Genomic DNA, 26,485 nt, shown 5'->3' with positions numbered 1-26,485 from the left:
ACCGCCCCCCACCACCAGATCCGGGTCCGGGCCCCCCCGGCCCGGCGCCCCCTGCGCCAACAGCTCACCCCCCCCCCCCCCCCCGGGGCCCCGGGCCCCCGCGCCGGGGCCCGCCGGTCGTCCGACCGGTGTTCCACCAGCACCAACTCGATTCCTCTCCCAAGGAGTTCAGCATGTCCCGTACTTCCGCCCGGCTGCTGGCCGGCAGCGTCGCGGTCGCCCTCGCCGTGACCGGCCTGAGTGGTGCGGCCGCCGCCGACACCGCGCCGGCCGCGCCCACCGGCAACGCCGTGGCGACCGTGAGCACCGCCTTCGTGTCCTCCGCGGCGCAGAACGGTGTGGTGGTCCTCCCGCTTCCGGACGCGGGTGTCTCCTACAGCTCGGCCGACGGCCTCAAGGTCTCCTTCCCGGTGACCGGCGGTTCGGTCAACCTCGTGGGCTACTACGGCGAGGTGCAGCTGGGCGGCAGCCTGCTGTTCATCGACTACTTCACTGGCAAGAGCGTGCGCTTCAAGCAGCTCGCGTTCAGTGCCGACAGCTGGCGGCTCACCGGTGTGCCGGAGGGCGGCACCGCGCCGGTCGAGCTGCTGGCGCCGGCCGGCGTGCTGCAGACCGCGAAGACCGGAACCACCCAGACGCTCAACGCGTCGGACTTCACGGTGGACGCCGTGGGCGCCCAGTACCTGGACACCAAGCTGAACACCAAGTTCTTCACCGACGGCCAGTCCGTGGGCTCCTTCTCCCTGACGGTCAACGGCTGACGCCGTCCGACCCCGAGAGGCCCGCGCCGTCAGGTGCGGGCCTCCCCGTGTGGATCGCCCAATTCCGCCACGGAGTCGCCGCGTTGTGCCCTCGTACACGTGGGCGACCGGATCCGGCCATGTGCGGCGGGCCGAATGGACGTGTACCGGAATCGCCGGTCGCGCCCGCAGCCCGATCCCCCTCGCGCCGCGCACCCGGCGGCGCGGATCCGCACGGAGGTGCCCGTCATGAGAGTCCGATTGCCCGTCCGGAGAGGACCGGGGGGGTGGAGACGCCGACTGCCGGCGATCGCGTCGGTGTGGTCGGTGGTGGTCGCGCTCGGCGTGGTGCCGATCGGCCTGGGCGCGGTGGCACCGGCCTCCGCGGCGACCGGGTCCGCCAAGACGGTGAAGGGCCCGAAGATCTGGATCCCGGCGACCCAGTCGAAGGGGGACAACGGCAGCATCACCGTCTCCCAGACGAAGAACCTGACCAACCAGGTCGTCCAGGTGTCCTGGACCGGGTTCACCCCGACCGTGGACCCCTACGGCTCACCGGTGACGCTGACGCCCGTACTCGACCCCAACGCCAGTTACCCGGTCCGGGTCTACCAGTGCCGGGGTGACGACCCCAGGATCACGGACTGCTACGGGAGCACGCTGTACAACGCGGACCCGGCGAAGGGCTTCAACCAGAAGAAGCCGGAGGCGGGTCTGACCACGCCGGACTTCTCCGTGAGCAACATGGTCATCGCCCCGACCGGCACGGACGGTTCGGGGGTCGCGAACATCGAGGTCTGGACGTCGGTGCAGAGCCCGACGCTGGGCTGCGACGCCGACCACAAGTGTTCGATCGTGGTCGTGCCGAACTACGGCGGGGACAGCATCGCGACCTGGAACCCGGCGGGCGACGTCGACTGCAACAACCACGACTCCGACGTGTACAGCGACTTCGCCCCCACGGCGAGCGACAACGTCAACGCCAGGCTCAACGTCTGGAACAACATGGCGACCAGCGAGCAGTGCGCGTGGGACAACCACATCGCCATCCCGCTGGAGTTCGCGCCCACGCCGGCCGCGTGCAAGGAGCGGACCGCCGACATGACGCTGGCCGGTCTGGAGATGGCGAACCGGGCCGTGCAGCAGTGGCGGGCCGGCCTCTGCCTGGGCGAGGCGCCGCTCGCACTGCAGTACAGCTCGGCCGGTGGTGAACCGCAGGCCAGGGAGGACTTCCTCGGCGGCCGGAAGGACATCGCACTGACCGCCAGGCCGGACCGGCAGGCACCGCCGAGGCCGTACGTCTACGCGCCCCTGGCGACGAGCGGCATCTCGGTGGTCTTCGTGGTGGACGATCCGAAGTCGGGTCGGCAGATCCGTGACATGAGGCTCAACGCCCGGCTGCTGGCCAAGATGCTCACCCAGTCCTACGCCCCGGACGGCGCTGACATCGCCTCCGTGCGGGGCAATCCGGTCTGCGTCTTCGCGGACCCGGAGTTCCAGAAGCTGAACCCCCTGCCCCCGGCTTCCGGCCTGGCCTGGCCGGGTTTCTGCAACACCGGCAACTCCAGCCCGACGGTGGTCGGCGGTACCACGGACCTGGTGTACCAGCTGACCTCGTGGATCGCGTCGGATCCGGACGCCGTGCGGTTCCTGGACGGCGAGGCGGACCCGTGGGGCATGCACGTGAACACCTACTACCTGCGTCCCGCCTTCTCCGGGTACCCGGTCGAGTCCTTCATCCGGCAGGACTCCTCGGGCATCGTCGGGGCCACCAAGGACCCGTTCGACCGGTGGAAGCAGTACGAGTGGAACCCGAACACGATGGGGCTGGGCGACATGGCGCGCAAGCTCCTGCAGAACACGCCCAACTGCACCGTCGCGACGGTCTCCGGTGACGGCACCCACGCCGCCTGCCCCGCCATGCAGAAGGGCGAGCGGACGCTGTTCACCGTCATGGACTCCGGCCAGGCGAAGGCCTTCTCCCTGCCCGAGGCCCAACTGCTCAACCCGGCCGGGCAGTTCGTCTCGCCGGACACCACCGGCTTCCAGGCCGCGGTGACGGACATGCCGACCGACCCGGCCACCGGCGTGCAGCAGCTGCCGTACGGCGCGGCCGACACGGCGTTCTCGCGGGACCAGCGGGCCTACCCGCTGACCACCGTGCAGTATGCGATGGTGCCCACCCAGGGCCTGTCGCCGGCCAAGGCGGGGGCGGTCTCCCAGTTCCTGAGGACGGTGACGACCAGCGGCCAGGTGTACGGCTTCGAGGCCGGCAAGCTGGCGGCGGGCTTCCTCGCGCTGACCGGCGCCCAGCGCCAGCAGGCGCAGGACGCCGCCAAACACGTGGAGACGCAGGACGGCAAGCTGCCCGGCAACCAGGTCGCCCCGACGACCCCGCCGGCCGAGGGCGGCGAGGGTACGAACGGCAACGGGGGCACCACGTCCTCCGGTTCCGGCGAGGGCACCGGCACCACGGGTGACGGCACGACCGGCGACTCCTCGTCCGGGTCCGGCCTCACCGGCGGCTCCTCCGGCGGTCTGACCGGCGGTTCCGACAGCACCGGCGGTACCGGTACCGGGGCGGTCGCAGCCGCCGCGCCCGGCGCGAAGCCCGCCGCCACGCCGTCCGCGAGCGGCAGCCCGCTGGCCGTCGCCCCGGTGGCGGCCGGGACGCCCGCCGCGGACCGCTCGGGCACGGCCCGGTTGCTGCTCCCGGTGGCGCTGATCGGCGGCCTGGTGCTGCTGGTCGGCGGTCCGGCGGCGCTGATCCTCGGCGGCACGCCGGCCGGTGAGCGGGCGCTGAACGGGCTGCGCAAGGGCTGGTCGCGGGTGCGCCGCCGCCCGTGACGCGCACGCCGTCGTACGACCCGGCGGGGCCGCCGTTCCGGCCCCGCCGGGCCACCCTCAGGGCCTGGGCTCCGCCCGGGCCTCCGTACCCGAGCACGGAGATGCAGCCATGACAGCCGCCGCCGAGCCCGCGGCAACGCCCGCCGGGGCGCCGGGCCGACCCGACCGCGCACCCGACACCGACGTCCCCCGCGTCATCACCGCCCCTGCCACCCCGGCCGACCGGGTGTTCCGCGGCGTGCTGCGGGTGGCCGGGCTCTCGGTGTTCGCGATCATGGGCCTGATCGCCTTCTTCCTGGTCCTGCGCGGCACGGACGCCTTCCGGGCGGTCGGCTGGTCCTTCCTGACCGAGCAGAAGTGGCAGACCGCCGCGCACAACTTCGGCATCGCCGCCGTCCTGCCCAACGGCCTGCTGATCGCCGTCATCGCGCTGGTCATCGCCGTCCCGGTGGCGCTGTCCACCGCGATCTTCATCTCCGAGTACGCGCCCCCGCGGCTGCGCGGCGCGCTGATCTCGCTGATCGACCTGATGGCGGCGATCCCCAGCATCGTCTACGGCCTGTGGGGCCTGTTCTTCCTCCAGCCGCGGATCGTCGGCTTCGTCCGCTGGCTGGCCAACCACCTGGGGGAGTACATCCCCTTCCTCAAGGTCCGCACCGGCGACATCGGGACCTCCTACACCTCCTCGACCTTCATCGCCGGCGTGGTGGTCTCCCTGATGATCATCCCGATCATCACCTCGCTCAGCCGGGAGGTCTTCTCCCAGGCCCCGCAGGGGGAACGGGAGGGCGCGTACGCGCTGGGCTCGACCCGCTGGGGGATGGTGCGCACGGTCGTCCTGCCGTTCGGCAAGGGCGGCGTCATCGGCGCGGTGATGCTGGGCTTCGGCCGGGCGATGGGCGAGACCATCGCCGTGGCGCTGATCATCTCGCCGAGCTTCAAGACCATCACGCACGTCCTGGAGAACGGCGCCAACTCGATCTCGGCGCTGATCGCGCTGCGGTTCGGCGAGTCGGACAAGCTCTCGCTCTCCGCGCTGATGGCGGCCGGCCTGGTGCTGTTCGCGCTCACCCTGGTGGTCAACGTGGCGGCCGGCTTCGTGATCAACCGGTCCCGTTCCGGCGCCTCGACGGCGGACTGAGCATGACGGACCGTCCGACCGACCGCCGTCAGACCCACCGCCGTCCGAACCACCGCCGTCCGAACCACCGTGAAGGGACCACCCGATGACCACGCTCGACCTGCCGCCGGTCGCGGCGTCCGGGCCCGCCGCCGGTCCGGAACCGGCCGCGACAGCCGAACCCCGCCCCGAGAAGAAGGTCCGACTCGGCGGCGTCACCTCCGAGGACGTCTTCACCGTGGCCGGCGCCCTGGCCGGCTCGCTCGGGCTGGACTGGCTGCTGTACGAGCGCGTGCTGCCGTTCAGCGGCGCGTCCGGCTTCCTGCTCTGCTGGTACGCGCTGTTCCTGGCGGGCTACTTCGCGCTGGGCCGGCTCCAGTGGGGCCCCCTGATGGTGCGCGAGCGCCTGGTGTCCGTGGTGGCGTGGAGCGCCGGCATCCTGGTCATCGCGCTGATCGCCGACCAGATCGGCTTCGTGACGAGCAAGGGCATGGATGCCGCGCGTCATCTGAACTTCTTCACCGAGTCGATGGAGCGCACCGGCCCGCTCTCCCCGATCGACTCCGGCGGTGCGCTCGGCGCGATCGTCGGCTCGCTCGAACAGCTGGGCCTGGCAACGCTGTTCGCCGTCCCGCTGGGCATCGCCGCGGCGGTCTTCATGTCCGAGGTCGGCGGCCGGATGGCCCGGCCGGTGCGGACGCTGGTGGAGGCGATGACGGCGCTGCCGTCCATCGTGGCCGGGCTCTTCGTGTTCGGCATCGTGATCATCACCTTCGGCTTCGAGAAGAGCGGCTTCGCGGCCTCGCTCGCGCTCACCGTGATGATGATGCCGATCGTCACCCGGGCCGCCGAGGTGGTCATCCGGCTGGTGCCCGGCACCCTGCGCGAGGCCTCGTACGCACTCGGCGGCAGCCAGTGGCGCACGGTGTGGAACGTGGTGCTGCCCACCGCCCGGCCCGGCCTGATGACGGCCGTGGTGCTCGGCATGGCACGCGGCGTCGGCGAGACCTCGCCGGTGCTGCTCACCGCCGGCTTCACCTCGCAGTTCAACGGCAACCCGTTCGCCGAGCACCAGGTGTCACTGCCGCTGTACATCTGGAACTACGTCAAGCAGCCCTACGACGGAATGATCGCGCGCGGCTTCGCCGCCGGCCTGACGCTGATGGTCGTGGTGCTGATCCTCTTCGTCACCGCCCGCGTGCTCGGCGGCCGGCAGCCCGGCCAGCTGACGCGGGCCCAGAAGCGCCGCCTCGACCGCGACGCCCGCCGTCTTGAGGCCACCGCCGCGGCGGCCGCCGCCCGTCCGTTCGCCATCCAGCCGAAGAAGCAGTGATGTTCCGTACAACCACCCTCGGAACCAGAGGAGTTCACATGTCCCGGGAGGCCGCAAGGCGCTCCGTGGCCCGACTGGCGGCAGGGCTGCTGTCCCTGCTGCTCGCCGCGGCCTCCCTGCTGCTGGGGCAGACCGTCCCGGCGTACGCGGCCTCGGTCGCGCTGAACGCGGACGGCTCCAGCTGGGCCGGTCCGGCCATCGACCAGTGGCGCCAGGACGTCGGCCCGCAGGGCATCCAGATCAACTTCAACCCGATCGGCTCGGCGGCCGGCCGCAACGCCTGGAGCCTCGGGCAGGACGACTTCACCGCCTCGGACGTGCCGTTCCGCACGCAGGACGACACCGGCCTCAGCGGCGAGCGCCGCAGCGGCGGTCAGGGCACCCGGGAGAACCCGGTCTACGGCTTCTCGTACGTGCCGATCACGGCCGGCGGGACGACCTTCATGTACAACCTGGTGATCGGCGGCAAGCAGGTCCGCGACCTGCGGCTCGCCCCGCAGACGATCGTGGACATCTTCACCAACAAGATCACCAACTGGAACGACCCGAAGATCGCCGCCGACTACGGCAAGGCCCTGCCGAACCTGCCGATCACCCCGGTGGTCCGCTCGGACGGCTCCGGTGCCACCGCGCAGTTCACCCGGTGGATGCAGCACACCCACCAGGGCCAGTGGGAGGCCTACTGCAAGGGGGTCAACGGCACCACCTGCGGCGACTACACCGAGTTCTTCCCGGCCTCCGGCCGGATGACCGCGCAGAGCAGCTCCGACACCGTCGCCGGCTACATCAAGGACCCGAACAACCAGGGCACCATCGGCTACGACGAGTACGCCTTCGCCAAGCGCAGCAACTGGCCGGTCGTGAAGGTGCTCAACTCGGCGGGCTACTACTCCCTGCCGACCGCCTCGAACGTCGCGGTGGCGCTCACCGCGGCGAAGATCCGCGGCGTCGACGACAACACCCCGGTGACCGACCCGAACTACCTCCAGCAGAACCTCGACGGCGTCTACACCATGGACGACCCGCGCTCCTACCCGATCTCCAGCTACAGCTACGTGATCGTGCCGCGGGCCGGGGCCGCCCAGCCGGTGCCGCCTCGGTTCAACAACGACAAGGGTTCCGCGCTCAGCCGCTTCCTGTCCTACGTGCTCTGCGAGGGCCAGGGCGAGGCGGACGGCCTCGGCTACTCGCCGATCCCGCGCGGCCTGGTCAAGGGCGGTCTGCTCCAGACCAAGAGCATCCCGGGCAACGCCAGCCCGGTGAACCCGGACACCCTCTCCAACTGCGCCAACCCGACCTTCAACTCGGCCGGTGAGCTCACCGTCCTCAAGAACGCGCCGATGCCGAGCCCGTGCGACAAGAAGGACGCGCCGGTGCCCTGCACCGTGCAGGGCGGCCAGGCGGTGAAGAGCGGTTCGGGCGACGGCGGCTCCGGCGGCTCGGGTGGCGCCGGGGGCAACGGCGGCGGCAAGGCCGGCAACGGGGCGGGGGGCAACGGCGCGGGCGGTGCCGGTGCGGCCGCCGGTGACCCGAACGCGGCCGGCGGTGCCGGCGACCCGAACGCCGCCGGCGGCGCGGCCGGCGGTGACCCGAACGCGCCCGGCGCCGGCGACGGCACCGGGGACGTGATCGACCCGCAGACCGGCCAGGTGGTCGCCCGCGGCCGCGGCGGCACCACCGAGGTGGCGGCCAACGTGGTCGAGGTCAGCGGCAAGCCCGAGGACTGGATGCTGTCCTCCCTCACCGCGCTGGAACTGCTCGCCGTGGTGCTCGTCCCGCCGCTGCTCGGCCGCCGTCTGCTGCGCCGCCGCAACCGCCCGGGCGGCACCTCGTGACCGCCCCGGTGCTGGAGAAGCCGGTCACCCGGAGCGCGCCGGCGCAGCCGGCCGCCCCCGCCGCGCCCACCGCCCCGGCCCGGCCCGCGGTCTCCCCCGGGCGGCGGCGGTTCCTCCAGGGCGCCTGGGCGGTCAGCCTGGCGGCCGCGCTGGTGCTCGGCTTCGTCGGGTACCTGTTCACGCTCTCGCACGTCCAGCAGAAGCACTACCAGTCCACCGCGTACAAGACCTTCCGCGACCAGCTGGCCCGGGCGGTCGCCCCGACCGGCGCGGCCGCCGACGGCGACCCGGTGGCACTGCTGGACATCCCGGCGATCGGCCTGCACCAGGCCGTGGTGGTCGAGGGCACCACCGGCCGGGACCTCATGCGCGGCCCCGGCCACCGGCGGGACACCGCGCTGCCCGGACAGCGCGGGGTCGCCGTGGTCTTCGGCCGCGGCGCCACCTTCGGCGCGCCGTTCGCCGAGCTGTCCAAACTGCGGGTCGGCGACAAGATCGAAGCCACCACCGGCCAGGGCAAGTTCACCTACACCGTCAACGTGTACGGCGACGGCGACCACCCGATCGCCGACCCGGCGCGCAACCGGCTGGTGCTGGTCACCGGGGACTCCGACTGGATCCCCGGCTCCACCGTGCTGATCGGCGCCCGGCTGGAGGGCGACCCGGAGCAGAACCCCGGCGGCCGGCCCGCGACCGTCCGGTACGACAAGGCGCTGGCCGCGGACAAGGGCGCGCTGGCCGCGCTCCAGCTGTGGTCGCTCGGCCTGCTCGGGGCGGTGGCCGGCGCCCTGGTGCTGGCCCGGTACTGGCGGCGCTCGGCCGCGTACCTGAGCCTCGCGCCGGTGGTCGGCGCGCTGCTCTGGGCGGTCTACGAGAACGCCGCCGCCCTGCTGCCCAACCTCTACTGACGCGCGCCCGGAGGACCGTTCCGATGACCGACGCACCACTGACCGACACCCCACTGGCCGACCCCTCGCCGGCCGACCCGGTCGCCGACACCATCACCCTGCCCCCGGTCGCCCCCGCCCCGTACGCCGGCCGGCAGTACCCGGACGGCCGGCCCGACGGCGAGCCGCTCGCCGGGCTGGAGACCCGGGAGGTCTCCGCCTGGTTCGGCAGCCGCAAGGTGCTGGAACGGGTCTCGCTGGCGATGCCGGCCGGCGAGGTCACCGCGCTGATCGGCCCGTCCGGCTGCGGCAAGTCCACCTACCTGCGCATCCTCAACCGGATGCACGAGATGGTGCGCGGCGCCGCCCTCTCCGGCGAGGTGCTGCTGGAGGGGGACGACGTCTACCGGCCCGGCCGCCGGCCCGCCGAGGTGCGGCGCCGGATCGGCATGGTGTTCCAGCGGCCCAACCCGTTCCCGGCGATGTCCATCCAGGACAACGTCTCCAGCGGGCTCAAGCTGGCCGGGATCAAGGTGTCCAGGGAGGAGCGCCAACACCTGGTGGAGACCAGCCTGCGCCGGGCCGGGCTCTGGGACGAGGTGTCCACCCGGCTGCACACCCCGGGCGGGGCGCTCTCCGGCGGACAGCAGCAACGCCTGTGCATCGCACGGTCGTTGGCCGTCTCGCCGGACATCCTGCTGATGGACGAGCCGTGTTCCGCACTCGACCCGACCTCCACCCGGCGGGTCGAGGAGACCATCGCCGAACTGCGCGGGCGGCTCACCATCGTGATCGTCACCCACAACATGCAGCAGGCCCAACGCGTCTCGCAGACCTGCGCGTTCTTCCTGGCCACCCACGACACCCCGGGGCGGATCGTCGAGGCCGGGCCGACCGAGCAGGTCTTCGGCAGCCCGCGCGACCAGCGGACCTCGGACTACGTCAACGGCCGCTTCGGCTAGGCCGGTCCGGCGGGCCGGCCCGCTACAGGCCGAGGAGCCGCTCCAGCACCGCCGCGACGCCGTCCTGCTCGTTGCTCACGGTGTGCAGCGCCACCGCCGCCAGCACCTGCGGGTGCGCGTTGGCGACGGCGTACGCGGTGCCGGCCCAGGCCAGCATCTCCAGGTCGTTCGGCATGTCGCCGAAGGCCACCACCTCGCTCCGGTCGATCCCGCGCCCGGCGCACCAGCGGGCCAGTGTGCTGGCCTTGGTGACGCCGGGCGCGCTGATCTCCAGCAGCGGGATCGACGCGGAGCGGGTGATCTCGGCCAGGTGCCCGGCCGCCTCCCGGGCCTCGGCGAGGAACTTGTCCGGGTCGAGGTCCGGGTGCTTGGCCAGCAGCTTGAACAGGCCCCGGACCGGCCCGCCGGCCCCCAGCAGCTCCTCCGCCGGGCCGATTTCGTGCTCGATCTCGTCGCCCCACATCGGCACCGCGTACCCGGCCTCGCGGGCCCAGCCGCCCGGGTGCTCGAAGGCGAACGCGGTGCCGGGCAGCTTGGCCCGCAGCGCGTCGACCACCGCCAGGGTGGTCTCCACCGGCAGCGGGAAGGTCTCCAGCAGCTCGCCGCGCCGCACGTCCACCACCGCGCCGCCGTTGGAACAGATCGCCACCCCGTGACCGCCGATGTGCGGGCTCACCTGCTGCATCCAGCGCGGCGGGCGCCCGGTCACGAACACCACCTGCACCCCGGCCGCCTCGGCCGCCGCCAGGGCCGCGGCGGTGCGGTCGGTGACGGTGCCGCCGGAGCAGAGCAGGGTGCCGTCCAGGTCGGTGGCGATGAGGCGGGGCGCGGTGCGGGGTTCGGTCACCGGACCATCTTCGCCCATCGGCGCGGCCGGGTCACCGCCGCGGGGACGCGGCCACGGGCCGTCCGTGCCGTGATCAAGCCCTTCATGCGCCGTTTCCGGCCGATCCCCCCGCACCCGGGGTGTCCGGTCGGCTACGGCGGGCATGACTGCCCACGGCAACCCCGTCGGCAGGAAGAGCCATGCCCACACGCCAGCTCCGCGACCAGCCGCCCCCGACCGCCCGCCCCGACACCCGTGACCCGCAGGCGCCCGACGCCTCGCGCGACCCGGTCCTGCTCGGCGACGTCCTCTTCCACACCCTCGCCGAGCTCGCCCGCCGCACCTGCGCCCCGTCCCTCCCCGCCCAACGCACCCGCCCGCACCCTTAGCCCCGCCCGTACCGCGGCCGGGCCGGCTCGCTCCGGTTCCTCGCGCGCCGGCTACGAGTGACCGGGCCTGCGGGGCGCGCGCCGCGCTCTGGTGAGTTTCGGCCGCCGGCCGCCGGCGACGAGTTCGCCGAGGCGCTCGCCGATCACGGAGACGCCAGGGCGGGGCTCGCTCTCGTAGTACCAGGGCTTGCGCCGGCGAAGCAGCTCGTCGCCGTGTTCGGTCCAGGTGAATCCGGGCTTCCGCAGCAGCTTCCGGAACACCTCGTCGACGGTCTCCGGGTGGGCGGCGGCCAGCCGGCGGATCGGCAGTGGCGCGATCGACTCCTCGCGCAGGTACACGCGCAGTAGGTCCTGGTGCTGCTTGCGGCCCGGGAGGGCCGGGTCGGCGAAGAGGTCCCGCAGCATCCCGTAGTCCAGGTAGAAGTTGAGCCCGTCGACGTCGTCGTAGATGACGCCTACCGTGTCCGACGCCGCGAGTCCTTGCGGTAGTTCGAAGGCCGGGAAGTCCAGGCCCGGGAGCTGCCTGCCCCGGACTCGGTCAGGATGCCCGGCGACGGCGGCCTGCTGCCGGTGCCGGTAGTAGGAGTCGAGCAGCTCCTCGGCTTCGGCAGGGGGAAGGACCAGTTCGTCGCTGCCGCAGAACTCGATGAACGCGGCCCGGTCCTCCCGCATCGAGTGCCATCCCTGCTCGATCTTCGCGGGGTTGCGGAAGACCAACGAGGGGTGGCTGGTGGCCAGCTGGAGCGCGGCCCGGGCGATCCCGGTGGCACTGGACTTCGGGTAGTGCGACATCATTCCGGAGATCAGCCATGCCCCGTCGGCCGAGTGGACGGGCACCAGGCAGGTGTGCAGGAATCCCCCCTTGGACACTCCGCGGAAGGCCTCCCGCCCGACGTTCGAGTACGTGCGGTATTCGAGGTCGTCGACCAGGTTCAGCAGGACGACGGCGTCCCCGTCCTTGCGCCGGACCTCGAAGATGCCCTCGACCGGGTCACGCCAGCCGAGCAGCATCGCCCGGTCGGCCCCGGTCAGGTCCCGCCGCCCTGCGACGAACCGGTCCACCACGGTCGAACCGTCCGGCAGACGGAACCGCAGGATGAAGTGATCGATGATCCGGATCGCCTCATCCTCGTCCAGCCGTCGCTCAGGGCCTGCTGCTTCCAGTAGGAGTGGGGTCAGCCACCGGTCGAACCGCGTGCTCTGGGCGAACTCGACCAGTTCGCCTTTCAGTTCGGCACAGCGCTCGATCAGGCCTCGCAACGACGCCTCGTCCTCGCTCCCTACAACGACAGTCATGCGAGTCCTCCCGTTCTCGAAGGTTCCGACGCTCACTGCGCCCAGTAGTGGCGATATGCCTCGACCCACTCCGCTCCGTCCGGAGCCGGTTCCGGCAACGGAAGGTCCAGTAGCCCGATCCTCTGCCGGTACCCACCGCGGGTGCACAGGGCGACGATCCTTCCGTCCCGTGAGAGGTCGACGCCGCGCACGGTCACCTCGACGCCCAGCACCGAGGTGTCGAACGGCACCGCCAGGTTCTCCTCGACGGCGACGAACAGAGCCGCCACCTCCTCGTGCTCGTCGTAGGTGTCGACCGTCGCCTCCTCGACCAACGCGGTCAGTTCCCGCCTGCTCAGCGTGCCCATGGCGCCACGCTAGCCGACCTCCCCTCACCGCTGCGCGAGCGGTCCGGAGGTGCGCCGAATGCGCGCGTATCGTCGTTGCATGCGCTTGAGTAGCGTTATCCTCCCCATCCACCGGTGGAGCGAGGGACAGAAGATCTGGCGGCGGGCCGAGGAGCTCGGCTTCCACGCCGCGTACCACCGCGGTCTCGGCCTCCTCCGCCAGGGCACGCAGGACCTCCTCCCGGCGGTCGAGCGGGTCAACGGCACCCTCGTGTTCCACCGGCGCCTCGCCCGCGACCGCGACCACCGGCCCGACCATGCCGCCTCCCGTGTCCACTGGGCACCCACCGCGGGCATGCTCCGCCGCCTCGCCGCTGTGGCACGGCTGTGACAGTCGGCGCACGAAGCCGTGGATCTTCGCGGGATACAACTGGTGCGGAAGATTCACGAACAAGAGCGATATGGACCGGCAGGGAAGCCCTGCCCTTGGGGGGATACACACATGCGCACCACGTCACGCCTGATCGCCGCCGCTGCCGTTACGCTGACCGCCAGCCTCGCGCTGACCGCCTGCGACGGGTCCGGCACCGGCTCGTCCTCGGCGGCGGGCTCCGCATCCTCGGCGCCGGCCCCGGTCGCGTCTGGAACGACGGCCGCGGCGAGTTCGAGCGCCGGCACGACCTCGGGCGCGGCGAGTTCGAGCGCCGGCACGACCTCGGGCGCGGCGAGTTCGAGCGCCGGCACGACCTCGGGCGCGGCGAGTTCGACGACGGGCAGCGGGTCCGGCGGCTCCGGCGCCGCCGCAGGCTCCAAGAACTGCACCAGCGCCGACGTGAAGCTCAGCGTGACCGGCCCCACGTACCACGCCTCCGAGCAGCAGCCCGCCATGGCGACCATCCGCGCGGTCAACACCTCCGGGCACAGCTGCACCCTCACCGGCTTCCCCGGCGTGCAGCTCGCCGACGACCAGGGCAAGTCCTCCCCGATCGACGCTGTGCGTCACCAGGGTGACCCGATCACCCCGGTGACGCTGGCCCCGGGAGCCCAGGCCACCGCGGGTCTGCTCTACAGCGACGTGAACGGCCAGGCCGCCTCCTCCGGCCGTTACGTGTGCGCGGTGACCGGCTCCAAGGTCTCGATCATCCTGCCGAACACCACCCAGCAGATGCAGGTGGCCGTGACCGGCGGCGTCGGCAACGGCACCCTCAACGTCTGCGGCGCCCTCAATGTCGACCCCTTCGCGAGCAGCCAGGGCTGACCAGGGTGCCAAGCGCGCCCGCGCTGATCCCCGATCCGTGGGCGCGCTGCCGACGCGGTGGGCAGGGCTGGAAGCGTGACCTTCATGGTCAACGCGGACACCACCGACCCGCTCGACTTTCGCCGTTATGGCAGACCGAGGCTCGGAGCAGCTCGGGCTGGTGATGGGGCCTCACCTCGTGCTGCCTGCGCCCAGTGAGGTCCAGGTCTCGGGCTGCTCGAAACCTCACCTGCCAGAGCGAACGCGTAGGGTCGGCAGTATGCGTCTGAGTACGGTGATCCTCCCCATCCACCGGTGGAGCGAGGGACAGAAGATCTGGCGGCGGGCCGAGGAGCTCGGCTTCCACGCCGCGTACACCTATGACCACCTGAGCTGGCGGTCGTTCCAGGACGAGCCGTGGTTCGGCTCGCTGCCGACGCTGACGGCGGCGGCGTGCGCCACCGAGCGGCTGCGGCTGGGGACGCTGGTGTCCTCGCCGAACTTCCGGCACCCGGTGACGCTGGCGAAGGAGCTGATCACGCTGGACGACGTGTCCGGCGGGCGGTTCACGCTGGGGATCGGGGCCGGTGGGACGGGGTTCGACGCGACGGCGCTGGGGCAGGAGGCGTGGTCGCCGAGGGAGCGGGCGGACCGGTTGGGGGAGTTCGTGCCGCTGCTGGACGAGCTGTTGCGCAACGACGCCACGACCCGCGAGGGGACGTACTACTCGGCGGTCGAGGCGCGGAACGTCCCCGGCTGCGTGCAGAACCCGCGGGTGCCGTTCTACGTGGCGGCGGCCGGCCCGCGCGGGCTGAAGCTGGCCGCCGAGTACGGGCAGGGCTGGGTGACGTACGGCGACCCGAAGGGCCCGGCGGACGTGCCGCCGGCGGAGGCGCCCGGCGTGATCGCGCGGCAGATCGAGAAGCTGACGGCGGCCTGCGAGGCCGTCGGGCGGGATGTCGCGACGCTGGAGAAGGTGCTGCTCCAGGGCTCGACCGCGGAGAAGCCGTTGCAGTCGGTGGACGCCTTCGTCGACTGGGCGGGCACCTACCGGGAGCTGGGCGTCACCGAGCTGGTGATCCACTGGCCGGTCCCCGACTCGGTCTTCGAGAACGACCTCGCGGTCTTCGAGAGGATCGCCACCGAGGGCCTCGCCCAGCTGGGCTGAGTCCCACCGTCGGCGAGGGTGTCGGGCCGGGGCGCTAGTCTGTCCGCCGCACCACGAAACTGATCATGCGTCACCACGGGGGTTCCTTCGTCATGCCTTCTTCCAGTTCCAGGAGACTGCTCGCCACCGCCCTGGTCGCCGCCGCGGCGTTCGGCCTGGCCGCCTGCGGCCCGGACAACTCCTCGGACCAGGGCGCGGGAAACGGGTCGACCGGCGCCGCCTCCGCCGCACCCACCGGCGCCCCGGCGGCCACCGGGAGCCCGGCGCCGAGCGGTAGGCCCGCGGGGACCGGCAAGCTTGCCGCGACGGGCAAGCCGTCCGCGGCCGGCGAGCCGGAGGGCTTCTGCACCCACGAGCCGCTGCCCGCCGGGCAGAAGTGGGTGTACCCGGCGAAGGGCACCAGCGCGACGACCCTGGTCTACAAGGAGACCAGGGACGCCTGCGGCGTGAACGACGTCGTCTTCGAGCCTGTCGGCGCGGACAAGAGCGCCCCGTTCGCGCCCACCGCCAAGGGGCACCTGAGCTCGGTGCTGGCCCCGCCGAAGGACGTCAACCTGGCCGACCTGGTGAAGCACGTCAACGAGTGCCTCGCCACGCCGCTCAGCGACAAGGGCTCGTACCCGTGCTCGGCCGGCGACTACAAGGTGGCGATCGACGCCTCCGGCAAGGTCACCGAGCTGTGGGAGCGCGCCCACAGCTGATCCGGCGCCAGGAGCGGCGCCGGTCGGTTCACACCTCGGTGACCGACTCGGCGCCGTGCGCGCAGCCCAGTTCCCCTGCAGCCCGCTGGGCGAAGCCGGTCAGGAGCTCGGTCACGTGCGCCCGGTCGGGGATGTCCGCCCGGGGGAAGTCGCGGCTGAACCTGAGCGCGGCCCGGTAGGGCTCGACCTTGCCGTTCAGGGTGCAGCCGAAGGCGACTTCCCCGTCGAGGCCGCTGCCGGGGAACGTGGAGCTGTTCGCCATGACCTGGAGCACCCGCCCGCCCTGGCCCTCGACCCGGCAGTCCATGCCGGGCGTGTTGTCCTGCGTCGAGGCGCGGAACCCGGTCGTCACGAACACCCGGGGCGTGTGCCCCATCATCGCGGAGAACCCCGGGGCGTCGAGGGTGCCCCTGCACTCCCCGTGCGACAGGTCGACGGCCGGTGGCCGGTACTCGGTGTGGCCGAGGTGCACGTGCCAGCCGAGCAGGCCACCGCCCAGCAGGGCCGTCGAGCCCGCGATCACGAGTCGGAAGCGCTTCACCGGCAGACGTCCTTCATGTTCTTCTTCAGGCTGTCCCGGGCGATCCGTTCCAGGTCGGCCTGCTGTCGGTCGGCCGAGCCGGCCCGGACCGCCTCACCGGCGGTGACGACCAGCTGGACATGGCCGACCGGCCCGCCCAGGCAGTAGTCGGAGACGGCCGCGCCGCCGGGCCAGGACGCGGCCACGCTGCCCGCGTCGAAGCTGCGGGCACCCGGGTGCCCGGCGGCCTCGGGGGAGAGGGCGGGCCCGCCGTCCCGGAAGACGGCGGACGTGGTGATCGCGGCGCGCCCGTCCACGCGGACCGCGCAGGACACCGGGTCGGAGGTCCGGCCCGTCGACCTCTCCTCCACGTCCTGCCCGCCCGGCGGCAGCAGCCGTCCGAGCGGGGTGTCGTCACCGGTGGGCAGCGTGCAGAGGTAGGCCTCCCGGCCAGCCGTCTCGACCGGCCGGTGGCCGCGCCAGTCCAGGTAGCCGACCGTCCCGGCCGCCGCGACGGCCGCGGCTGCCGCGGCGGGCAGCACCCAGCGTCCTCCGTACCCCGTCATGCGCTGCCCTTCGCGTGGTTGACGTGGTTGTTGGTGACCCCGCTGCTGTACCCGTTCATCACGTTGACCCCGGCGCTCTCGGCGAGGCGGTTGATGTCCTCGCGGCTCATCCCGGAGGTGCTGCCGGCGTCCTTGATGGCCTGCTTGACGCCGCCCACCGCCTGGTTCTGGCCACCGGCGTTGTCGTCGCGCGCCGTCTGGTCGCCGGCTGCCGTGGTGTCCTGCTTGTTGGCCTCGATCACGCTCTCGGCGATCGAGTCGACGATCTGGCCCGCGATCTCGCCGCCGAGCGGGATCTTGTCCGTCACGGTGCCGATGACGGCGTTGAAGGCGTCCTTGCCGTAGCCGACGTTCTTCTCCAGCGCGTCGTTGAACTCCTTGTCGGACTCGGCGTGCTGGTAGTGCACCTCGTCGACCCGGGCCTCGTTGAGGGTGCCGCTGACGATCCCGCCGGCGTGGGCGACGTTGTTGATGTCGACGTTGAGCCGGGCGAAGTCGGTCTGCCCGCCGTCCATGTGGCCGCGGATGAGGGCGGTGGTGTACGCCTGGTTGGCGTTGACCACGGCGCCGTAGGACTCCGGATCCCGTCCGAGCGCGTCCATCAGCCCCTCCACGGCGGACTTGCCGAGGTTGGCCGGCGAGCCGTTGACCGGAAGCTCGTGGGTGATGGCGAGCGCGTTCTGCACGTCCCCGATGTACTCGGCGGTCATGTGCCCGAGGCTGCCCCGCATGGCGGCGAGCTTGCCGTCGCCCTTGATGTCGTCCAGCCCCCCGTCGTCGCTGTGCCGGCCGAAGGTGTCCACGACCCGCTTCATCAGGTCGGCCTGCTCGGTGGTGTGCCGGTCCGGCGGGACGGGGCCCGGCTCGTCGTACGGGTGGCCGGTGGTGGCGGCCTCCAGGGCGCGGCCGAAGGCGGCCGGTCCGGCCTGCTTGCTGGCGTCCCACACCTTGGAGTCCCGCGAGGTGGTGTCCGGTATCCAGTCCTTGTCGTGGGCGTAGTAGCCGAAGTAGTCCGCGGGCTTGGGCTTGCCGTCCTTGTTCACCGTGCCGTCCTGGTTGTACGCGGTCGGCTGCTCGGTGAAGAACTTGTTGGCCGCCTCCGGGCTGTGCGCGAGCGCCTCCAGGACGGCGGTGGTGGGGCGGAAGCCGGAGCCCGCCTCGTCGCCCCCGGTCAGGTTGAAGCCGTGGATCTTGGAGCCGGGCGGCGGGGCCGGCCAGTACCTGTCCTGGGTGTCGAGCTGGGTGACGTGTTCGGCGATCGGGTTGATGAAGTGGGCGTCGTAGTTGCCGTTCATCAGGATGCCGGAGAGCACCTGGTAGCCGTACGGCACGTAGTCCAGGCCGGAGGCCCGGTACGGCTTGTCCCAGACCGGCTGCGAGCCGGCCTTGCGCAGCGCGGCGGCCCACTCGTCGGACAGGTGCGGCTCGTTGGTGGTGCGGGTGGCGGTGGCGAGGCTGAGCCCGAGGTTCTTCTGGAGGTCCGCGTAGGTCTTCCAGCGCGGGTCCTTGTCGTCGCGGGGGTGCGCCGGGTCGCCGACCATGCTGTTCCAGGACTTGATCAGGCCGTCCGGGCCGAGGTCCTGGTAGAACTTGGTGGAGAACTTCGGGTCGCCGGCGTGCGCGGCCAACAGCGAGTTCAGCTCGGTGAGTTCGGGATCGGTGATGTCCCCGCCCCTGGCCGCGAGCTGGGCGGCGCGCCTGCCGTCCGCCTCCGGGCCGCCGCCGATGGCCTTGCCGTTGAAGGACTTCTGCCCGTCGGTCATGCTGTCGGAGCGCAGCGCCCAGGCGATCCGCTCGTCGGCGGCGGTGGCCTCCGCGACGGCGGCGTCGATCGCCTTGCGGGCGGCCCCCGCCTTGTCGCCCCACTCCTTCTGGTACTCCCGGAGGGCCTCGTAGTCGTGCCGGGTGGCGTTGTCGGCCGGGGGCCAGCTCACGGTGCCGTTGTCGGTGACGGTCAGTCCGGCCGTCCGGGCGTCCGCGACCGCCTTGTCGAGCTTGGTCTTCGCCGCCTTGAACTCGGTCGACGCCTCCGTGAAGATCGAGGCGAAGGCGTTGGCCTCGGTGACGGCGGCGGTCAGCTGCTCGTTGGTGCGCTGGAGGCCGGGGCGGGCCTGGTCGGCCGAAGGGCCGGTCCAGCACGCGGAGTCGACCTTGGCTATGACCGTGGTGTCCCAGTCGTCGTCCAGCGACTTGAGCTTCTGGGCCATGGTGGTCCAGGCGGTGGCGGCGGTGTCCAGGACGCCGAAGTCGGCGGTGCTGAGTTCGTGGAAGTCGACCATCGCTGCGGTCCTCTCAGGCGTCGAGGTCGTGCTGCACGGCCGACTCGTTCTGGCGGTAGTTGGTGGCGGTGGCGCGCAGCGCCTGGGTGGTCTGCCCGATGGTGCTGCCGAGGGCGGCGACGCACTGGTCCCAGGTGCCGGCGGCGCCCGCCGCGGCCTTGCCGGTGCTCCAGTTGGCGAGCGAGGTGGAGACCTTGGCGGTGGCCTCGTCGGCGCCCCGGCCGTCGGTGTTGAGGCGCGCGTGGATCTGGTCGGAGTTGTTCCCCGCGGTGGTGAGCGCGTTGGGGTCGGCGCTGAAGCCGCCCCCGCCCCCGCCGCCTCCGCCGCCCGACGCCGAGGCCGAGTTGATCTGTGTGCGGGCCGCCTCCTGGGCGCGGGCCTGGGCGGTCAGGTTCCCGTCCGCGTCGTAGGCCCAAGGATTCATCATCCGGTCGAACGCGGTCGCCCGATCAGACATGTCGATCGATCCCCTCCCGTGCCGGCACGCTGTTCCGGCACCCCCGTCGGCAAAGAATTCGGCAAGTACGCAAAGAGTTCGACAAAGGGTACAGGTGGGTTCCGCTCTTGCCGACCCCTAGGGGGGAGGGGGGCCCGGCGTCATACCGCAGCAGCAGACGGGCTCGTCATTCGAGCTCATGGCCCTTGCCGCACAAGACCGTTACGTTGGTGCCGTGTCCACAGCTGTCATCAAGACGGACGGCCTCACCAAGAGGTTTCCCCGCGTCACCGCCCTCGACCAGCTCACCGTCGAGGTGCGGCCGGGTGTGGTCGGTCTGGTCGGGGCCAACGGCGCGGGCAAGTCCACCCTGATCAAGATCCTGCTCGGGCTCGCCCCGGCGACCTCCGGCCGGGGCGAGGTCCTCGGCCTGGACGTCGCCACCCAGGGCTCCGAGATCCGCGCGCAGGTCGGCTACATGCCCGAGCACGACTGCCTGCCACCGGACGTCTCCGCGACCGAGTTCGTGGTGCACATGGCCCGGATGGCGGGACTGCCCGCCACCGCCGCCCGTGAGCGCACCGCGGACACCCTGCGGCACGTCGGCCTCTACGAGGAGCGGTACCGCCCGATGGGCGGCTACTCGACCGGCATGAAGCAACGGGTCAAGCTCGCCCAGGCACTGGTGCACGACCCGAAGCTGGTGCTGCTGGACGAGCCGACCAACGGCCTCGACCCGGCCGGCCGGGACGAGATGCTGGGCCTGATCCGCCGGGTGCACACCGACTTCGGCATCTCGGTGCTGGTCACCACCCACCTGCTCGGCGAGCTGGAGCGGACCTGCGACCACCTGGTCGTGATCGACGGCGGCAAGCTGCTGCGCTCCTCCTCCACCGCCTCCTTCACCGAGGCGACGGCCGTCCTCGCGGTCGAGGTCAGCGACCACCCGGAGGACCACGGCCTGGAGCCGGGCCCGGCGGTCCGCGAGCGGCTCGCCGCGGCCGGTCTGTCCGTCCAGCCGGAGGGCTCGCACCAGCTGCTGGTCCGGCTGGCCGACGACTCGACGTACGACACCATCCGCGACGCCGTCGCCGAACTCGGCCTCGGCCTGGTCCGGTTGGAGCAGCGCCGCCACCGGGTCGCCGAGCTCTTCACCGACGCCCACGAGCGGGACGCCCAGGCCCCGCAGGACAGCAGGGGAGGGACGAACGATGTCGCTGCCTCCTGAGACCAGGTCCGCCGACACCGGCGTCATCCACGACATCGGCTACCGCGGCTACACCGGCCCCCGGCTCGGCCGCTCCTACGCCACCCGCGCCCTCTTCACCCAGAGCCTGCGCGCCGCGTACGGCCTCGGACGCTCCGGCAAGTCCAAGGTGCTGCCGATGCTGGTGCTGGGCGTGATCACCGTGCCGGCGCTGATCATGGTGGCGCTCTCGGTCGTGATGAAGCGCGACGAGCTGCCGGTCGAGTACGCGGGCTACCTCTCCATGCTCAGCCTGGTGGTCTCGGTCTTCCTCGCCTCCCAGGCGCCGGTGCTGCTCTCCCGGGACCTGCGCTACCAGACCGTCCCGCTCTACTTCTCCCGCCCGATCACCCGCACCGACTACGTCAGGGCCAAGTTCGGCGCCATGGTCTGCGCCCAACTGCTGCTGATGGTGGCCCCGTTGCTGGTGCTGTACGTCGGCGCGCTGCTCGGCGGGATGGACTTCGCGCACAACACCGGGCACTTCCTGTACGGCCTGGTCGCGGCCGTGCTGTACGCCCTGGTGCCGACCTCGGTGGCCGTGGTGATCGCGGCCGCCACCCCGCGCCGGGGCTTCGGGGTGGCCGCCATCATGGGCTACCTGGCGGTCAGCGCCGCGCTGGGAGCGGCCGCGGTCGGGATCAGCAACCCCAGCACGACCGGCTCCGACGCCGCGCAGTGGATGTCGCTGATCTCGCCCACCGACCTGGTGGAGTCCCTGGTCAACGAGGTGTTCGGCCTCGGCGGGGGGCTCGACCGCCGGCACGCGCCGGGCGGCCTCGGAACGGCGGTGTTCGCGCTCGTCGCGGTGACCATGGTGGCCGGCTCGTACCGGCTGCTGCTGCGCCGCTATCGGAACGTGTGAGAGGGCGACATGGCCACCATCAGCATCGACAAGGTCTCCCGCTGGTTCGGGAACGTGGTCGCGGTCAACGACATCACCATGGCCATCGGCCCGGGCATCACCGGCCTGCTCGGTCCCAACGGGGCGGGCAAGTCCACCCTCATCCACATGATGAGCGGCTTCCTGGCCCCTTCCAGCGGCTCCGTCACCCTGGACGGCGCGCCGATCTGGCGCAACCAGCAGGTGTACAAGCAGATCGGCCTGGTGCCCGAGCGGGAGTCGATGTACGACTACCTGACCGGCTGGGAGTTCGTCCTCGCCAACGCCGAACTGCACGGCCTGCCCCAGCCGGGCGCCGCCGCCCGCCGTGCGCTGGACCTGGTGGAGATGGCCTACGCCAAGGACCGCCGCACCGGCACCTACTCCAAGGGCATGAAGCAGCGGGTCAAGATGGCCTCCGCGCTGGTCCACGACCCGTCCGTGCTGCTGCTCGACGAACCCTTCAACGGCATGGACCCGCGCCAGCGGCTCCAGCTGATGGACCTGCTGCGCCGCTTCGGCGAGGACGGCCGGACCGTGCTGTTCTCCTCCCACATCCTGGAGGAGGTCGAGCAGCTGGCCCGGCACATCGAGGTGGTGGTCGCCGGACGGCACGCCGCCTCGGGCGACTTCCGCAAGATCCGCCGGCTGATGACCGACCGCCCGCACCGCTACCTGGTCCGCTCCAGCGACGACCGCCGGCTCGCCGCCGCGCTGATCGCCGACGGCTCCACCACCGGCATCGAGGTGGACGAGCGGGAGCGGGCGCTGCGGATCGAAGCGGTGAACTTCCAGGGCTTCACCACCCTGCTGCCCAGGGTCGCCCGGGAGGCCGGCATCCGGCTGTACACCGTCTCCCCGGCGGACGAATCGCTGGAGAGCGTCTTCTCGTACCTGGTCTCCGCGTGAGTGCCGCCGCCAGGACCGTTGTTGCCCAGGCCGTTGTTGCCCAGGAAGGGGCCGACCGACCATGAACCCCACCGTCGCCAGGCTGACCCTGCGCGGGCTGCTGGGCCGCCGCCGTGGCCTGCTGCTGCTGGTGGTCCCCGCCCTGCTGCTGGTCATCTCGGCCATCGCGAGCGTGTCCAGCGCCGACCCGCACGAAACGGCCGGCAACATCCTCGGCGCCCTCGGCCTCGGCACCCTGGTCCCGATCCTCGGGCTGGTGGTCGGCACCGGGGTGATCGCCAACGAGATCGACGACGGCTCGATCGTCTACCTGCTCGCCAAGCCGCTGCCCCGGTGGCGGATCGTCACCACCAAGCTGGTCGTCGCGATCGGCGTCACCTGGCTGTTCTCGGTCGTCCCGACGCTGCTGGCCGGGCTGCTGCTGGTCGGCACCCAGGACGGCGTGGCGCTCGGCTACACCGTGGCGGTGCTGGTCGCCGGGGCCGCGTACAGCGCGCTGTTCCTGCTGCTCGGCGTGGTCACCCGGCACGCGGTGGTCGCCGGGCTGGCGTACGCCCTGATCTGGGAGTCGACGGTCGGCAACTTCGTCGAGGGCGCCCGGACGCTGAGCGTCCAGCAGTGGGGCCGCTCGGTGGCCGAGGCGGTCGCCGGACAGAACGCGATCAGCTCGGACGTCTCGCTCGGGGCCGCCGTGCCGCTGCTGCTGGTGGTCACGGTCGCGGCGACGGTGTTCGCCTCGGTGAAGCTGGCCGGGATGACCCTCGCCAGCGAGGAGTGAGCCCGGTACGGCACGGAGCCCCGTAGGGCACCGGACCCGGGTGCACTGAGCCCCGGACACCCGTGAGGGCATCCGGGGCTCAGTGCACCCGGGTCTCGCAGACGCGCGGGAGTGCGGCTCAGAGGGTGCGGTTGCGGCCCGCGCCCCAGCCGGCCGCGCCGACCACCAGGACCAGCACCAGCATCAGCACCAGGGTGGTCTCCCAGCCGCCGGTCAGCTGGTGCAGCGCGCCCGCGCCCACCGGGCCGGCCGCCGCGACCAGGTAGCCGATCGCCTGCGACATCCCGCCCAGCTGGGCGGCGCCGGCCGCGGTGCGGGTGCGCAGCACGATGAACGCCAGGCCCAGACCCAGCGAGCCGCCCTGGGCCACACCGAGGATGGTCGCCGACACCCACGCGGCGGAGACCGGCGCGACCAGCAGCAGGGCGATGCCCAGCCCGTTCAGGGCGGCCATGGTCACCGCCAGCGCGCGCTGGCTGGTCATCCGGCCGGCCATCAGCGGCACCAGGAAGGCGCCCGCCACCTGCACCAGGTTGGAGAAGGCGAAGACCAGGCCGGCCTGGCCGCGCTCCATGCCGTGGTCGGCCAGGATGGTCGGCATCCACGCGACCAGGGTGTAGACCAGCAGCGACGAGATGCCCATGAAGAGGCTGATCTGCCAGGCCAGCGGGGACTTCCAGATGCCCTCGACCGGCCTGGCCGGCGCGCCGGCCGCGGCCACCGCTCCCCGGTGCTGCTCCTGGCGGGAGCGCAGCACCTGCGGCAGCCAGGCCACCGCCGCGATCAGCGCGAGCAGCGACCAGACACCCAGCGAGGCCCGCCAGCCGCCGCCGAGCGCGTGCTCCAGCGGGACGGAGGTGCCGGCCGCGAGCGTGGCGCCGACCAGCATGGTGGTCGAGTAGACGCCGGTCATGGTGGCCGCGCGGTCCGGGAACTCGCGCTTGACCAGGCCCGGCATCGACACGTTCAGCACCGCGATCGCCACGCCGATCACCACGCAGCCCGCGTACAGGGCGGTCACCGAGGGCAGCACCCGCAGCAGCACGCCCGCGCCGAGCACCAGCACCGCGCCGAGCACCACCCGCTCGGCCCCGAAACGGCGGGTCAGCCGGGGGGTGAGCGGGGCGCCGACGCCCTGGAACAGCACCGGAACGGTGGTGATCAGCCCGCTCGCGGTGGCGGACAGGCCGAAGGTCCGCTGGATCTCGCCGACCATCGGGGAGACCGCCGCCAGGCAGGCGCGCATGTTCAGCGCGACCAGCACGATGCCGGTCAGCAGCAGGAGCGGATGGGCCAGCCGGGCTCGGACGGGGAGCGGGGCAGGAGTGGTGACAACCGGCTGCTGGGCACGGGTGACGGCCATGGATGTGCTGTTCTTTCGTGAATGTACGTGGATGCGGACGGCGGAAGGGAGGCTCGCGCCGTCCTACTTCCGGGCCGCGATGGCCGCGAGCAGCTGCTCGACGGCCGCGGTCGGGCCGGAGAGCAGCGCACGGCACGCCACCTCGGCCCGGTCCGGGTCACCGCTCTCGATCGCGTCGACCAGCGCCTCGTGGGTGGCCACGACCGCCTCGGGCATGTCGTGGTCGCCGAAGGCGGAGGTCATCGCCTCGCGTACGGAGGCGCCGAAGTAGCGGTACACCTCGGCCAGCGCGGGGTTGTGCGCGGCCTCGACGACGGCGGTGTGGAACTCCAGGTCGTGCTCGACGGTGGCCTCGCGGCTCGCCCGCTCGGGGTGCGCCGCGAACACCTCGGCCTCACGGGCCAGCGCGGCGCGCATCCGCCGGATGTCCTCGGGGGTGTGCCGCAGCGCGGCCAGTCGGGCGCCCTCGGTCTCCAGCGCGGCACGGACCTCCAGGACGTCCCGGATGCCCGAGCGCTGGACGCCGCGCAGCACGGACGCCGGGTCGCTGGTGGAGCGGACGAACGTCCCCTCGCCCTGCCGGGAGACCAGCATCCCGGCGTGCACCAGCACCCGGATCGCCTCCCGGACGGTGTTCCGCCCGACGTGCAGCTGCTCGGCCAGCTCGTGCTCGGTGGGAATCCGCGACCCCACCGGCCACGCCCCACCCGCCAGCTGCTCCCGCAACTGCTCGATCGCGGTGTCCACCAGGGAGCGCCGCCCGGCCGCCTGCAAACCGCCGCTCATGCCGGACCCCTTCCCACCACACACGCCATCATCGGTCGTCGGTCATCCTACAACCGCTTGTCCGGTCATCCTACAACCCACCCCTGAGCAGCCCATGAACACCCGACCGGCCCTCCTGGCCGGTCCGCTCGGGGAACTGCGCGCGGCGAAAGGCCGCAGCGCGGAGGCCGGGGCCCGCGGGCCTGCGGTCGGCCCTGCCGGAGGCGTCAGCGCTGCGGGTAGAGGCGCTCCAGGACCGCGGCGACGCCGTCCTCGTCGTTGCTGGTGGTGACGGCGTCGGCGACGGCGAGGAGTTCCTCGTGGGCGTTGGCCATGGCGACGCCGTGGGCGGCCCAGCCGAACATCGGGACGTCGTTGGGCATGTCGCCGAAGGCGATGGTGTCGGCGGCACGGACGCCGAGGCGGCGGGCGGCGACGGCCAGGCCGGTGGCCTTGGACAGGCCGAGCGGGAGCAGCTCGACCACGCCGGCGCCGGCCATCACCACGCCGACCAGGTCGCCGGCGGCGTGCCGGGCGGCCTCGGCGAGGGCGTCGTCGGTGAGGGCGTGGTGCTGGATGTACAGCTTGCTGAGCGGAGCGTCGAACAGCTCGCTGCGTTCGACCCGGACGACCGGCAGGTCGGAGCCGATCAGCAGTTCGTAGCCGGGGCCGGCCAGCACCTGGCCGTCGAGGCCGTCCTGGCCGGCGGCGATGGCGAGCGGGCCGGTCCGGGCCTCGATCTTCTCGATCGCGATCGCGGCGAGCCGCCGGTCCAGGGTGAGCGAGGTGAGCAGCTTGTGCGCGCCGGCGTCGTACACCTGGGCGCCCTGGCCGCAGACCGCTATCCCCGTGTAGCCGATCTCGTCGAAGATCGGGCGGGCCCAGACGGCCGAGCGCCCGGTGACGATGATGTGCAGCGCGCCCGCGCCGGTGGCCGCGGCGAGGGCGGCGCGGGTGCGCTCGGAGACGGTTTCCCCGCTGGTGAGCAGGGTGCCGTCGAGGTCGGTGGCGACCAGCCGGTAGGGCAGGTCGCCACCGTCGGGGGAGGCGGGGCTGGGGCTGATGGTGCTCAT

General features: G+C 72.3%; 27 protein-coding genes. 16 read left to right on the top strand and 11 right to left on the bottom strand.

Annotation, left to right across the window (positions count from 1 at the left end; all coding sequences use genetic code 11):
* The first annotated feature begins 173 nt into the window (after positions 1 to 173).
* The 7 genes from ACIRRH_RS38900 (at position 174) to ACIRRH_RS38870 (ending at position 9,724) form a co-directional block, all read left to right on the top strand.
* Positions 174 to 761, top strand: a complete 588-nt coding sequence (locus ACIRRH_RS38900; RefSeq protein ID WP_403077261.1) for a hypothetical protein — start codon at positions 174 to 176, stop codon at positions 759 to 761.
* 306 nt (positions 762 to 1,067) lie between these two features.
* Positions 1,068 to 3,587: a hypothetical protein gene (locus tag ACIRRH_RS38895; RefSeq protein ID WP_403077260.1), complete on the top strand. Its 2,520-nt coding sequence runs from the start codon at positions 1,068 to 1,070 to the stop codon at positions 3,585 to 3,587.
* Between the two features lie 109 nt (positions 3,588 to 3,696).
* The gene (pstC, locus tag ACIRRH_RS38890) at positions 3,697 to 4,728 is read left to right on the top strand and encodes a phosphate ABC transporter permease subunit PstC (RefSeq protein WP_403077257.1); all 1,032 of its coding nucleotides are present in this window, start codon (positions 3,697 to 3,699) and stop codon (positions 4,726 to 4,728) included.
* A gap of 85 nt (positions 4,729 to 4,813) precedes the next feature.
* The gene (gene pstA / locus ACIRRH_RS38885) at positions 4,814 to 6,040 is read left to right on the top strand and encodes a phosphate ABC transporter permease PstA (RefSeq protein WP_403077255.1); all 1,227 of its coding nucleotides are present in this window, start codon (positions 4,814 to 4,816) and stop codon (positions 6,038 to 6,040) included.
* 38 nt (positions 6,041 to 6,078) lie between these two features.
* Positions 6,079 to 7,875 (top strand): substrate-binding domain-containing protein, encoded by a 1,797-nt coding sequence (locus tag ACIRRH_RS38880; RefSeq protein ID WP_403077252.1) that lies wholly within the window; start codon positions 6,079 to 6,081, stop codon positions 7,873 to 7,875.
* Positions 7,872 to 8,783, top strand: coding sequence for a class E sortase (locus tag ACIRRH_RS38875; RefSeq protein WP_403077249.1), 912 nt, complete (start codon positions 7,872 to 7,874; stop codon positions 8,781 to 8,783). Before ACIRRH_RS38880 ends, ACIRRH_RS38875 begins: the two co-directional genes overlap by 4 nt.
* Positions 8,784 to 8,806: 23 nt before the next feature.
* Complete coding sequence (locus ACIRRH_RS38870; protein WP_403077247.1) at positions 8,807 to 9,724, top strand: phosphate ABC transporter ATP-binding protein; 918 nt, start codon at positions 8,807 to 8,809, stop codon at positions 9,722 to 9,724.
* A gap of 22 nt (positions 9,725 to 9,746) precedes the next feature.
* Here the strand turns inward: ACIRRH_RS38870 and ACIRRH_RS38865 are convergent, their stop codons facing one another.
* Complete coding sequence (locus ACIRRH_RS38865) at positions 9,747 to 10,589, bottom strand: HAD family hydrolase (protein ID WP_403077245.1); 843 nt, start codon at positions 10,587 to 10,589, stop codon at positions 9,747 to 9,749.
* A gap of 161 nt (positions 10,590 to 10,750) precedes the next feature.
* On the opposite strand from ACIRRH_RS38865, the gene ACIRRH_RS38860 reads away from it, so the two are divergent.
* The gene (locus ACIRRH_RS38860; protein ID WP_403077243.1) at positions 10,751 to 10,939 is read left to right on the top strand and encodes a hypothetical protein; all 189 of its coding nucleotides are present in this window, start codon (positions 10,751 to 10,753) and stop codon (positions 10,937 to 10,939) included.
* A 51-nt stretch (positions 10,940 to 10,990) separates the two neighbouring features.
* On the opposite strand, the gene ACIRRH_RS38855 is transcribed toward ACIRRH_RS38860, so the two are convergent.
* Together ACIRRH_RS38855 and ACIRRH_RS38850 are read right to left on the bottom strand one after the other, a co-directional pair.
* Positions 10,991 to 12,235 (bottom strand): hypothetical protein, encoded by a 1,245-nt coding sequence (locus ACIRRH_RS38855; protein ID WP_403077240.1) that lies wholly within the window; start codon positions 12,233 to 12,235, stop codon positions 10,991 to 10,993.
* Between the two features lie 32 nt (positions 12,236 to 12,267).
* Positions 12,268 to 12,582 (bottom strand): hypothetical protein, encoded by a 315-nt coding sequence (locus tag ACIRRH_RS38850; RefSeq protein ID WP_403077238.1) that lies wholly within the window; start codon positions 12,580 to 12,582, stop codon positions 12,268 to 12,270.
* 79 nt (positions 12,583 to 12,661) lie between these two features.
* On the opposite strand from ACIRRH_RS38850, the gene ACIRRH_RS38845 reads away from it, so the two are divergent.
* On the top strand, positions 12,662 to 12,952 hold the full coding sequence (locus ACIRRH_RS38845) for a hypothetical protein (protein WP_403077293.1): 291 nt from the start codon (positions 12,662 to 12,664) through the stop codon (positions 12,950 to 12,952).
* 53 nt (positions 12,953 to 13,005) lie between these two features.
* Here ACIRRH_RS38845 and ACIRRH_RS38840 read toward each other — a convergent pair whose 3' ends face one another.
* Positions 13,006 to 13,419 (bottom strand): hypothetical protein, encoded by a 414-nt coding sequence (locus ACIRRH_RS38840; RefSeq protein WP_403077235.1) that lies wholly within the window; start codon positions 13,417 to 13,419, stop codon positions 13,006 to 13,008.
* On the opposite strand from ACIRRH_RS38840, the gene ACIRRH_RS38835 reads away from it, so the two are divergent.
* From ACIRRH_RS38835 to ACIRRH_RS38825, 3 genes are all read left to right on the top strand, one after another.
* Entirely contained in the window at positions 13,406 to 13,819 is a 414-nt protein-coding gene (locus ACIRRH_RS38835) for a DUF4232 domain-containing protein (RefSeq protein WP_403077232.1), read from the top strand. The two genes, ACIRRH_RS38840 and ACIRRH_RS38835, sit on opposite strands and share 14 nt — an antisense overlap.
* A 259-nt stretch (positions 13,820 to 14,078) precedes the next feature.
* On the top strand, positions 14,079 to 14,966 hold the full coding sequence (locus ACIRRH_RS38830) for an LLM class flavin-dependent oxidoreductase (RefSeq protein ID WP_403077229.1): 888 nt from the start codon (positions 14,079 to 14,081) through the stop codon (positions 14,964 to 14,966).
* Positions 14,967 to 15,058: 92 nt separating this feature from the next.
* Complete coding sequence (locus tag ACIRRH_RS38825) at positions 15,059 to 15,667, top strand: hypothetical protein (RefSeq protein WP_403077226.1); 609 nt, start codon at positions 15,059 to 15,061, stop codon at positions 15,665 to 15,667.
* A gap of 28 nt (positions 15,668 to 15,695) precedes the next feature.
* On the opposite strand, the gene ACIRRH_RS38820 is transcribed toward ACIRRH_RS38825, so the two are convergent.
* The 4 genes from ACIRRH_RS38820 to ACIRRH_RS38805 are packed head-to-tail and all read right to left on the bottom strand — an operon-like array spanning position 15,696 to position 19,489.
* Positions 15,696 to 16,208, bottom strand: a complete 513-nt coding sequence (locus ACIRRH_RS38820) for a hypothetical protein (protein ID WP_403077224.1) — start codon at positions 16,206 to 16,208, stop codon at positions 15,696 to 15,698.
* Complete coding sequence (locus tag ACIRRH_RS38815) at positions 16,205 to 16,753, bottom strand: hypothetical protein (RefSeq protein ID WP_403077221.1); 549 nt, start codon at positions 16,751 to 16,753, stop codon at positions 16,205 to 16,207. The genes ACIRRH_RS38820 and ACIRRH_RS38815 overlap by 4 nt, the downstream gene beginning before the upstream one ends.
* On the bottom strand, positions 16,750 to 19,032 hold the full coding sequence (locus ACIRRH_RS38810) for a hypothetical protein (RefSeq protein WP_403077219.1): 2,283 nt from the start codon (positions 19,030 to 19,032) through the stop codon (positions 16,750 to 16,752). The genes ACIRRH_RS38815 and ACIRRH_RS38810 overlap by 4 nt, the downstream gene beginning before the upstream one ends.
* A 13-nt stretch (positions 19,033 to 19,045) precedes the next feature.
* The gene (locus tag ACIRRH_RS38805) at positions 19,046 to 19,489 is read right to left on the bottom strand and encodes a hypothetical protein (RefSeq protein ID WP_363386794.1); all 444 of its coding nucleotides are present in this window, start codon (positions 19,487 to 19,489) and stop codon (positions 19,046 to 19,048) included.
* A gap of 214 nt (positions 19,490 to 19,703) precedes the next feature.
* Here ACIRRH_RS38805 and ACIRRH_RS38800 point away from each other — a divergent pair, with 214 nt between their 5' ends.
* From ACIRRH_RS38800 to ACIRRH_RS38785, 4 genes are all read left to right on the top strand, one after another.
* Positions 19,704 to 20,696, top strand: a complete 993-nt coding sequence (locus ACIRRH_RS38800; RefSeq protein ID WP_403077217.1) for an ABC transporter ATP-binding protein — start codon at positions 19,704 to 19,706, stop codon at positions 20,694 to 20,696.
* On the top strand, positions 20,680 to 21,579 hold the full coding sequence (locus tag ACIRRH_RS38795; protein WP_224280791.1) for an ABC transporter permease: 900 nt from the start codon (positions 20,680 to 20,682) through the stop codon (positions 21,577 to 21,579). The genes ACIRRH_RS38800 and ACIRRH_RS38795 overlap by 17 nt, the downstream gene beginning before the upstream one ends.
* Before the next feature lie 9 nt (positions 21,580 to 21,588).
* Positions 21,589 to 22,506 carry an ABC transporter ATP-binding protein gene (locus ACIRRH_RS38790; RefSeq protein ID WP_403077214.1) on the top strand — a complete coding sequence of 306 codons (918 nt, stop codon included), beginning with the start codon at positions 21,589 to 21,591 and terminating at the stop codon, positions 22,504 to 22,506.
* A gap of 61 nt (positions 22,507 to 22,567) precedes the next feature.
* Complete coding sequence (locus ACIRRH_RS38785) at positions 22,568 to 23,284, top strand: ABC transporter permease (protein ID WP_403077212.1); 717 nt, start codon at positions 22,568 to 22,570, stop codon at positions 23,282 to 23,284.
* 118 nt (positions 23,285 to 23,402) lie between these two features.
* Here ACIRRH_RS38785 and ACIRRH_RS38780 read toward each other — a convergent pair whose 3' ends face one another.
* The 3 genes from ACIRRH_RS38780 to ACIRRH_RS38770 all read right to left on the bottom strand — a co-directional run bounded on the left by ACIRRH_RS38780 (position 23,403) and on the right by ACIRRH_RS38770 (position 26,485).
* Complete coding sequence (locus tag ACIRRH_RS38780; protein WP_403077209.1) at positions 23,403 to 24,647, bottom strand: CynX/NimT family MFS transporter; 1,245 nt, start codon at positions 24,645 to 24,647, stop codon at positions 23,403 to 23,405.
* 63 nt (positions 24,648 to 24,710) lie between these two features.
* Positions 24,711 to 25,433: a FadR/GntR family transcriptional regulator gene (locus tag ACIRRH_RS38775; protein ID WP_403077207.1), complete on the bottom strand. Its 723-nt coding sequence runs from the start codon at positions 25,431 to 25,433 to the stop codon at positions 24,711 to 24,713.
* A gap of 206 nt (positions 25,434 to 25,639) precedes the next feature.
* Positions 25,640 to 26,485 carry an HAD family hydrolase gene (locus ACIRRH_RS38770; protein ID WP_224280796.1) on the bottom strand — a complete coding sequence of 282 codons (846 nt, stop codon included), beginning with the start codon at positions 26,483 to 26,485 and terminating at the stop codon, positions 25,640 to 25,642.

This window comes from Kitasatospora sp. NPDC101235, from assembly GCF_044767505.1.
GTDB lineage: Bacteria > Actinomycetota > Actinomycetes > Streptomycetales > Streptomycetaceae > Kitasatospora.
The sequence above is the reverse complement of the archived record's forward strand: the minus strand, read 5'-3'. Positions and strand labels throughout refer to the sequence as shown.

Bases quoted from the DNA above. Each gene is read 5' to 3' on its own strand.
- ACIRRH_RS38900 (WP_403077261.1), top strand. From the start codon at position 174: ATGTCCCGTACTTCCGCCCGGCTGCTGGCCGGCAGCGTCGCGGTCGCC.
- pstC (WP_403077257.1), top strand. From the start codon at position 3,697: ATGACAGCCGCCGCCGAGCCCGCGGCAACGCCCGCCGGGGCGCCGGGC.
- pstA (WP_403077255.1), top strand. From the start codon at position 4,814: ATGACCACGCTCGACCTGCCGCCGGTCGCGGCGTCCGGGCCCGCCGCC.
- ACIRRH_RS38880 (WP_403077252.1), top strand. From the start codon at position 6,079: ATGTCCCGGGAGGCCGCAAGGCGCTCCGTGGCCCGACTGGCGGCAGGG.
- ACIRRH_RS38870 (WP_403077247.1), top strand. From the start codon at position 8,807: ATGACCGACGCACCACTGACCGACACCCCACTGGCCGACCCCTCGCCG.
- ACIRRH_RS38865 (WP_403077245.1), bottom strand. From the start codon at position 10,589: ATGGGCGAAGATGGTCCGGTGACCGAACCCCGCACCGCGCCCCGCCTC.
- ACIRRH_RS38860 (WP_403077243.1), top strand. From the start codon at position 10,751: ATGCCCACACGCCAGCTCCGCGACCAGCCGCCCCCGACCGCCCGCCCC.
- ACIRRH_RS38855 (WP_403077240.1), bottom strand. From the start codon at position 12,235: ATGACTGTCGTTGTAGGGAGCGAGGACGAGGCGTCGTTGCGAGGCCTG.
- ACIRRH_RS38850 (WP_403077238.1), bottom strand. From the start codon at position 12,582: ATGGGCACGCTGAGCAGGCGGGAACTGACCGCGTTGGTCGAGGAGGCG.
- ACIRRH_RS38845 (WP_403077293.1), top strand. From the start codon at position 12,662: ATGCGCTTGAGTAGCGTTATCCTCCCCATCCACCGGTGGAGCGAGGGA.
- ACIRRH_RS38830 (WP_403077229.1), top strand. From the start codon at position 14,079: ATGCGTCTGAGTACGGTGATCCTCCCCATCCACCGGTGGAGCGAGGGA.
- ACIRRH_RS38825 (WP_403077226.1), top strand. From the start codon at position 15,059: ATGCCTTCTTCCAGTTCCAGGAGACTGCTCGCCACCGCCCTGGTCGCC.
- ACIRRH_RS38815 (WP_403077221.1), bottom strand. From the start codon at position 16,753: ATGACGGGGTACGGAGGACGCTGGGTGCTGCCCGCCGCGGCAGCCGCG.
- ACIRRH_RS38810 (WP_403077219.1), bottom strand. From the start codon at position 19,032: ATGGTCGACTTCCACGAACTCAGCACCGCCGACTTCGGCGTCCTGGAC.
- ACIRRH_RS38805 (WP_363386794.1), bottom strand. From the start codon at position 19,489: ATGTCTGATCGGGCGACCGCGTTCGACCGGATGATGAATCCTTGGGCC.
- ACIRRH_RS38795 (WP_224280791.1), top strand. From the start codon at position 20,680: ATGTCGCTGCCTCCTGAGACCAGGTCCGCCGACACCGGCGTCATCCAC.
- ACIRRH_RS38790 (WP_403077214.1), top strand. From the start codon at position 21,589: ATGGCCACCATCAGCATCGACAAGGTCTCCCGCTGGTTCGGGAACGTG.
- ACIRRH_RS38785 (WP_403077212.1), top strand. From the start codon at position 22,568: ATGAACCCCACCGTCGCCAGGCTGACCCTGCGCGGGCTGCTGGGCCGC.
- ACIRRH_RS38780 (WP_403077209.1), bottom strand. From the start codon at position 24,647: ATGGCCGTCACCCGTGCCCAGCAGCCGGTTGTCACCACTCCTGCCCCG.
- ACIRRH_RS38775 (WP_403077207.1), bottom strand. From the start codon at position 25,433: ATGAGCGGCGGTTTGCAGGCGGCCGGGCGGCGCTCCCTGGTGGACACC.
- ACIRRH_RS38770 (WP_224280796.1), bottom strand. From the start codon at position 26,485: ATGAGCACCATCAGCCCCAGCCCCGCCTCCCCCGACGGTGGCGACCTG.